Genomic DNA, 7581 nt, shown 5'->3' with positions numbered 1-7581 from the left:
ACGCGGAACCCGTCGGTACGAAACCCGGCAGGCCGCCACGGCCCGGTCCCGATCCGTCGCGAACCCGACCCCCTGCGAACCCGACCCCCTGTGAAATTGTGGGATTGAATGGTTGGGGCGGCCGGCGACAAGCCGATCCCCGATCGCGGTCGCCTTCCGCGAAGAAACCATCCTGAGGCGGGATCACGGCGATCACCTGAGGTCCACGGGCTTCTTGGCCGCCGAGCACATGGACAAGCCGATCCACGGTCGGCTAATGTCCGACAGGCAAGGACGATCACCGGTTGAACGACGGTGGCGGTTACTTCCGACGGTCCGTCCCAGGGGGAAGCGGCGTGCTCGGCGCGGGAGTTTGGCCGAATGGTGGCCAGTTCGAGGCGGCGGTCTCTACTGGCGCGGAGGTATTCACGGATCCACGGCTGCGGACCGCCCGGTTCGAACGGGACGCTTTCGGTGCCCCGGTGCAGGTCACCGGCGAGTCGGCGGTCGTTTTCTTCGGAGCGGCGACGGGCAGTGCCTTCGCGCTGCGCTGTCCGACCCGGCCGCTGACCGGCGGAGCCGAACGCTACGCGGCGGTAACGAATCATCTACGTCGTCATCGAGTGCTGTCGGCCTTTCCGAAAGCCGAGTGGGTCGCGCAGGGAGTGCGGGTCGGCGAGAAATGGTGGCCGGTGGTCGTCATGGACCAGGTCCAGGGCACCACCCTGCGGACCTACGTCCGCCAGCACCTCGCCTCTCCGGAAGCGCTGCATGACCTCGCCGCCGAATGGAAGCTTCTACTCGGTGAGATGAGCAAGGCCGAGATCGCCCATGGCGATCTGCAGCACGGCAACGTGTTCGTCACCGAACAAGGTTCAGTACGCCTCGTGGATCTGGACTCGGTCTGGGTCCCGACGGTCGCGCACCTGCCGCCGGACGAGCATGGACATCGCCACTACCAGCACCCCCGCCGGCAGTCGACGGGCTACTGGGACCGCCGCGTCGACACCTTCCCGGGTCTCGTCATCTACCTCTCGGTGCTGGCAGTCGCCGCCGACCCGGCCCTGTGGGAAGAGTTCCACCGCGACGAGAACCTCATCCTGAGCGCGTCCGACCTCGCCCAGCCCGACCACACGCCGATCTGGTCACGACTCGCCGCAAGCCGGGACGGCGAGGTCCGTCGGCTCGTCCCGCTGCTGCGGCGCTTCTGCCTCGGGCCGCCGGCGGTTGACGTCGATTTGCCGACGCTGCTGCGCGACGCCGACAGCGCCCTGCCGGACGCTCCTGTCAGCGAGGCGGTCGCGCCGTCCCTCGGCGCGGGGAGTTCCTGGTGGGAACCGAGCCAGGCGTCCGTCCCGACGAAGCCGATCGATCCCAGCCAGGGCTGGGCGACCCCGCCGACCCCACCCTCTCCGTCGGCCACCCCAGGCGCCCCAGCGGCGGGACGGAATCTCTGGGACGCGACGACCAGGATATCGCCGAACACCGGTCCCTCGGCGGGTCAGGGCGGCACGGCCGCGGGCGCCGGTGGTGCCTCGGATTCCAGCCAGCCCGGCGCGACCTCCGCGGCCGGCGACGGGGCACAGCAGGCATCGCCCCCCGGATCCACGCCGAACCGCGGCTCCGGGTCGCGCACGGCGGCTCTCGTCCTCGCGGCCCTAGCTATCCTCGCACTCATCCTGATCATCCTCACCGTTGGTTGATACAGGACGACCGAAGGCTCGAGACACTCGAGACAACCGAAGGGAGGCGGCATGGCGCCGTCAGGCGGGCCGGACGACACCGCGTGGCCGAGCCGCCACCAGCGGATCATCGGGGTCTGCATCCTCGTGGCCGCGGTCACGATCGCCGTCGTCGGCCTGATCTCGGGCGGAGGCGGAACGGCTCCGTCGCCGATCAGGATCCTGGTGACGACCTCCGCCGACCAGGCCCTGCGGGCGGCCGGCGGCGACGACGTCGACCAGGTGATACCCGTGGCGTCGTCGGCGCCGCGGCCGGACGAGCCCGAGCTGTTCATCCAGTACAAGGTGCGGGCCGGGGAGACCCGGGAACAGATCGCCGCGGCACTCGGGGTCAATCCGGACGCCGTGGCCGATCACTCGCTCAAGGACGGTGAGCTGCTCCACGTCCCGCTCCCGCCCCGATTCACCCGCGGCACGGGGGAGGACGGCCCGGCCTTTACCCCCTATAATCCCGCCCGCGGCGTCGTCCACGGCCGGCGTCCCGTCGCTCGGGGTGCCGGCCGCCGACGTCCCCCGGCTCGCCGAGGTCGGCGCCCGGCTGCTCGTCGCCGTCGGTCCGGGCGCCCGCCCGGACGTCCGCAAGGTGGCCGAGGCACTTCCGGACACGGTCGAGGCGATCGGTGACGACCGCAAGATCCTGGTGCCGGCCACAGTGCACGATGGCACCTACGGCCCCGGCCGGATCGGCACCGCGCTGCGCTGGCTTCTGATCTTCGCGGTCGGCCTCGCCGTGGTTCCGCTGGCCGGCTTCATCCACGCCGTGACCGGTCGCGGCACCTACCCGGAACCGGCGTTGCCCGGGGACTTCCAGCCGGCCGACTTTCAGCCGACTCGGTACCCGCGGCCGGCACCGCCGGTCCCGGCCTCCCTGGGACCGGCCCATGAGCGCGCGGGCGCCGCCGTCCACCCGATCGGAGTCGAGGTGATCGATCGGCGGACGCTGCTGGAGGACCCGCAGTGCTCGTGCGGGAGCGTCCAGGTCGACGCGTCCTACGCCTGCCGCGCATGTCCGAACTCATGGCGGGTGGCCGCCGGCGAGCCCTGGCCGGACATCCTCCCGACGAACCCGGCGGGCGATCCCCCGGGCGCTCTCTCCGCCGACGACCACCTCCCCCGGTACTGATCCGATTCCTGAGGAAGCGCGACGCCCATGCCCTACACCAAGCAGATCGACCGGCGTGCCCCGGGCTGCTTCATCTTTCTGCTGGACCAGTCCGACTCGATGAACTACCCGATCGCCGGGCGTCCCGGCATCTCCAAGGCGCAGGCCCTCGCCGACATCGTCAACGACACCCTCGCGATGATCATCCGTCGGTGCAGCAAGGAGCGCGGCGAGGGTCCGCGTCCCTACTACGACATCGCCGTGCTCGGCTACAGCGGCGCGGAGGCCCGCTCACTGTTCACCGGAGCGCTCGCCGGCCAGTGGCTGGTCTCGGTACCGGACCTCTTCGCCTCCGTGTTGCGCCGGGAGGAGCGTCACGGCTCCTCGATGCCGGTGTGGTTCGAACCGTTCGGGGCGGGCCTCACCCCGATGTGCGCCGCCCTCGATATGGCCGGGAGCCTCGCCTCCGGCTGGGCCCAGAACCACCAGGACTCCTTCCCGCCGATCATCATCAACATCACCAATGGAGCCGCCACCGACGGCGAGCCCGAGAAGGTGCAGATGTGGGCCGACCGGCTACGGTCACTGCGCACCGCGGACGGCAACCTGCTGCTGTTCAACATCAGCATCTCCGCGGTCGTGCAGACCACCACCACCTTCCCCGCGGCCGAGTCCGAGCTGTCTGACGAGTGGGCTCGCGGGCTGTTCCGGATGTCGAGCGAGCTGCCGCCGCTGATGCGCACCGCGGCGGAGCGCCTGGGCGTGCAGACCCGGCCCGGCGCCCGGGGATTCGTGTCCAACGCGACACCCGACACGATCGTCCTCGCCCTCACCGTCGGCACCCAGGTGGCTCAGATCGACGCCTGAGTGGAGCGGTGGGCCGACGGCGGCGGTGGGTCCCGAGGAAGGAGAGGTGCGGGAGTGCGGGTCACGGGCCGGGTGCAGGTGTGGCTGCCGAAGAACAGCGGCTATGTCTCCGAAGACGCGACGATGGTAAGCACGGCGCGCCGGCGGGCAGCCGTCGCGGATGGCGCGTCGGAGGGGGTCGACGTACGGCGGTGGGCAAACCTGCTGGTCACGCGATACGTCAACACGCCGCCGCCGATCGGGGCCTCGGCCGAGGGCATCTACGAATGGTTCCGCGAGACGATCAGGATCTGGAACCTGAGGCCGCCGACGGTGGATCCCGACGACTGGCGGTTCCAGGGCGTCGGTGCGACGGAAGCGGCGTTCGCCACGTTTCTTGGACTGCAGTTCAGGAGCGAGGAGAACGAACACGACGGCCGGCTGGAGTGGGAGGCGATCGCGGTCGGCGATTCCTGCCTGGTCCGGGTGCCCTCGCCGACGGCCATCCTGGCGGGCGCGCAACCCGAGTTCTTCCCGTACTCCGCATCGGCCGCCTTCACGAGCACCCCCGACCTGGTGCCCAGCGACCTCGGGCGGGCCCGTCGGCTCGCGCCGACCGGGGAGGGCTGGCCGGTGCGGGTGCGGCGAGGCTTCGCCGAGGCGGGGGAGGTCTTCCTGCTCGGCAGCGACGCGATCAGCAAGTGGCTCTACACCCTGCCCTGGACCGATCCGGAGGTCTGGCGGCGACTTCCCGACCTGCGCAAGCCGAACCTGGAGGGGCTCGCCCACCAGCTCAAGGACGCGGGCGAGATCGACCACGACGACCTCACGCTGGTGGTGCTCCGGGTGCGCGAGGACCCGCGGGGGTGACGCACAGGCATGGATCCTGAACGACGGCCGGGCGCCACCCTCGCCGAGACGAGTGGACGCCCGGCCGTGGCCGGTCCGCGGGATCGATCGATCAGCCGGCCTTGCGCTTCTCGATCGCCTCGATGAGCTGCGGGACGACGTTGAACAGGTCGCCGACCAGCCCGTAGTCCGCGAACTCGAAGATCGGCGCTTCCGGGTCCTTGTTGATCGCGACGATCGTCTTGGACGTCTGCATCCCGGCCCGGTGCTGGATCGCGCCGGAGATGCCGACCGCGATGTAGAGCTGCGGGGACACCGTCTTGCCGGTCTGCCCGACCTGGTTCTGGTGCGGGTACCACCCGGCGTCGGTGGCGGCACGCGACGCGCCGACCGCGGCGCCGAGGGTGTCGGCCAGCTTCTCCACCAGGGTGAAGTGCTCGGCGGCGCCCAGACCGCGACCACCGGAGACGACGACCTGGGCCTCGGTGAGGTCCGGGCGGCCGGACTTCGCCTCGACGACACGGTCGACGATCTTGGCCCCCTTCGCGGCGTCGGAGATCGCGATGTCCACCGTCTGCTCGGACAGCGTCACTGGGGCGGCCTCGGGCGCCGTCGAGTTCGGCCGGACGACGACCACCGGAACACCCTTGACGACCTTCGACGTGACGATCGTCGAGCCGCCGAAGATACCCTGGGTGGCGACCAGGTCGGGGGCCAGCGCGACGGCGTCCCAGATCAGGCCCGAGTCGGTCTTCGCGGCGACGCGGGCCGCGATCTCCCGCGAATCCGCGGTGGCGGCGACCAGTACGGCGGCCGGCGACGCGTCCGCGACCAGCTTGGCCAGCACCTCCGCCGCCGGCGCGCCCACGTAGCCGACGACGTCCTCCGACTCGACGACATAGACCCTGGCGGCGCCATACTGCGCGAGGTACTCCTTGGCCTTCGCATAGGTGCCCGGCGCTCCGAGGAACACCGCGGCGGGCTCGCCGAGCGAACGGGCGAGCGTCAGCAGTTCCGCGGTGACCTTCTTGGGTTCACCATCGGCGTGCTCGACGAGCACGAGAACTTCAGCCATCGGACAAAACCCCTCAGATAAGCTTCTGCGCCGCGAGGAACTCCGCGACCTTCGTGCCGCCGTCGCCCTCGTCCTTGACGATCGTGCCACTCGACCGCGGCGGCGCGGGCTCCGAGGCAACGACCGTCGACGTGGCGCCGGCCAGCCCGACGGCACCGGCGTCCAGACCCGCGTCCGCGGCGGACAACGTCGTCAGCGGCTTCTTCTTGGCCGCCATGATGCCCTTGAACGAGGGGTAACGCGGCTGGTTGATCTTCTCGACCACGGCGACCACGGCCGGCAGGCTCGCCTCGACCAGGGCGTAGCCGTTGTCGGCGAGACGCTCGATCGTGACCTTGCCCGCGGCCGGGTCCACCGTGACCTTGCGGGCCTGGGTGAGCTGGGGAAGGGCCAGCCGCTCCGCCAGCAGGGCACCGATGACGCCGCCACGGGCATCGGAAGCCTCGCTGGAGGTGATGACGATGTCGGGTGACAGCGTGGAGATCACCTTCGCCAGCGCGGCGGACGTCGCCAGCGCGTCCGACCCGTGCAGCGAGTCGTCCGTCAGATGCACGGCCTTGTCCGCACCCATCGACAGGGCCTTGCGGATCGTCTCGGCCGCCTTGGCCGGTCCCATCGTGACGACGGTGACCTCGCCCCCGTGCGCTTCTTTGATCTTCAGGGCCTCTTCGACCCCGTACTCGTCCATCTCGTTCATGACGTTGTCGACACTCTTACGGTCGACGGTCTTGTCCGCGGCGTCGAGCTTCTTCTCCGCCCAGGTGTCAGGAACCTGCTTGACGGTAACGACGATGTTCACGCCTTGGGGCCTCCGTAGCCAACATCCGATGTCAGTGCTCTCGACATCGTCGCATCTGGGGCGCTCACACGCTCAGTGATCTGACGACGTGACGCGGACCGCAGTACGCCCCTGACCTGGACAGCCGGGCCGAAACCGGGTGGCGACTACGCCTCGTCACGGAGCCTAGTCCGTCCGGCCGGGCGGAATCATACCCCCGGCCGGATGCATCGTCACGGCCGCTTCCCCCCAGAGCGGGACAAGACGCCCCCGATGACGATCCGTCCGGGCCCCTCTCCGGCCCTCCGCGTCCCCCGGGGCGTGCAGACGCGCCATGCAGATGTATGTGCAGAAAATGGATCCGCCGCTTTCCGTAACCGATTGAGATATTCCGCACCTTCTTTTACCGGTCATCCGGGGATCCGCTAGAGGCATCGGTCCCGACTCGTCGTGCATTCCGGCCGGGTTATGCACACCCTCTTCCTTACAAGGCGACTGCTCGGCTACTTTCTGCCCAAGAGGTGCGCAAGGCACCGACATTGTGGATTTAAGAATTCGTAATGAAGTAATTAATGCAAGCCAATATGCGTCTTCGCAGGTCACGGGCTCGCGAGGACCCCGAAATGAACAAGTTATTTCATTCCGAATCCTAAGTCATCTTTACCTCGACGGGGGACACATGTCGAATACGTCGTCTGAAGATCCCTCTCCCGTGACCCAGTTCGCGCGCCTGCTGCGGGAGGCCGGGGTATCCGACACCCGGTTCGCCCGGCAGGTGAACGCCCGCGCCCGCCATCAACGCCGGATCGAACTGGGCCTGGCCAGGACCACCGTCGGTCACTGGCGTCGCGGGATGCGGCCGCGTGACCCGATGGTCGCCGAACTCGCGGCGGCCGAGATGTCCGCGGCCCTGGGATACCCGGTCCGGCCGGTGGATCTGGGCTGGCGCGGGGAGTCCTATGAACGCGACGACCTCGGGCTGTCGAGCTCGAACGCACCCACCGAGACCCTCAGCACCCTTGCCGGACTATCGGGACGGGACATGCGGCGACGCGACCTGTTACACGACGGAACGGCCTTCATCGCATCGGCCTTCGCCGATCCGGTCCTCTCCAGCCTCACCGGAGTGGTTGACCGGATCATCGGGCCGGAACCGACGGGAGCCTCCGCCGGCACCGTGATCCGGGATATGACCGAGACCTTCCGCCGT

Annotated in this window: 6 protein-coding genes and 1 pseudogene; 5 read left to right on the top strand and 2 right to left on the bottom strand. The window is 69.4% G+C overall.

Annotated features, from left to right (window positions below):
• The first annotated feature begins 284 nt into the window (after positions 1 to 284).
• From AC08OJ_RS16870 to AC08OJ_RS16855, 4 genes are all read left to right on the top strand, one after another.
• A complete protein-coding gene (locus AC08OJ_RS16870; protein WP_476594139.1) occupies positions 285 to 1682 on the top strand; it encodes a hypothetical protein in 1398 nt (465 codons plus the stop codon).
• Positions 1683 to 2214: 532 nt separating this feature from the next.
• Entirely contained in the window at positions 2215 to 2844 is a 630-nt protein-coding gene (locus AC08OJ_RS16865; RefSeq protein ID WP_476594138.1) for a hypothetical protein, read from the top strand.
• A 27-nt stretch (positions 2845 to 2871) separates the two neighbouring features.
• Complete coding sequence (locus AC08OJ_RS16860; RefSeq protein WP_476594137.1) at positions 2872 to 3690, top strand: vWA domain-containing protein; 819 nt, start codon at positions 2872 to 2874, stop codon at positions 3688 to 3690.
• A gap of 54 nt (positions 3691 to 3744) precedes the next feature.
• Positions 3745 to 4539 carry a hypothetical protein gene (locus tag AC08OJ_RS16855; protein ID WP_476594136.1) on the top strand — a complete coding sequence of 265 codons (795 nt, stop codon included), beginning with the start codon at positions 3745 to 3747 and terminating at the stop codon, positions 4537 to 4539.
• Positions 4540 to 4630: 91 nt separating this feature from the next.
• Here AC08OJ_RS16855 and AC08OJ_RS16850 read toward each other — a convergent pair whose 3' ends face one another.
• Positions 4631 to 5593, bottom strand: a complete 963-nt coding sequence (locus AC08OJ_RS16850; protein ID WP_476596227.1) for an electron transfer flavoprotein subunit alpha/FixB family protein — start codon at positions 5591 to 5593, stop codon at positions 4631 to 4633.
• Positions 5594 to 5606: 13 nt separating this feature from the next.
• Positions 5607 to 6392, bottom strand: a complete 786-nt coding sequence (locus AC08OJ_RS16845) for an electron transfer flavoprotein subunit beta/FixA family protein (protein WP_476596226.1) — start codon at positions 6390 to 6392, stop codon at positions 5607 to 5609.
• 658 nt (positions 6393 to 7050) lie between these two features.
• Between AC08OJ_RS16845 and AC08OJ_RS16840 the strand changes: the two are divergent.
• Positions 7051 to 7581 (top strand): annotated as a pseudogene (locus AC08OJ_RS16840) (transcriptional regulator); the annotation flags it as partial.

It is taken from the genome of Frankia sp. CgKIO3 (assembly GCF_977946435.1).
This window is presented reverse-complemented; position numbering and strand designations above follow the sequence as displayed.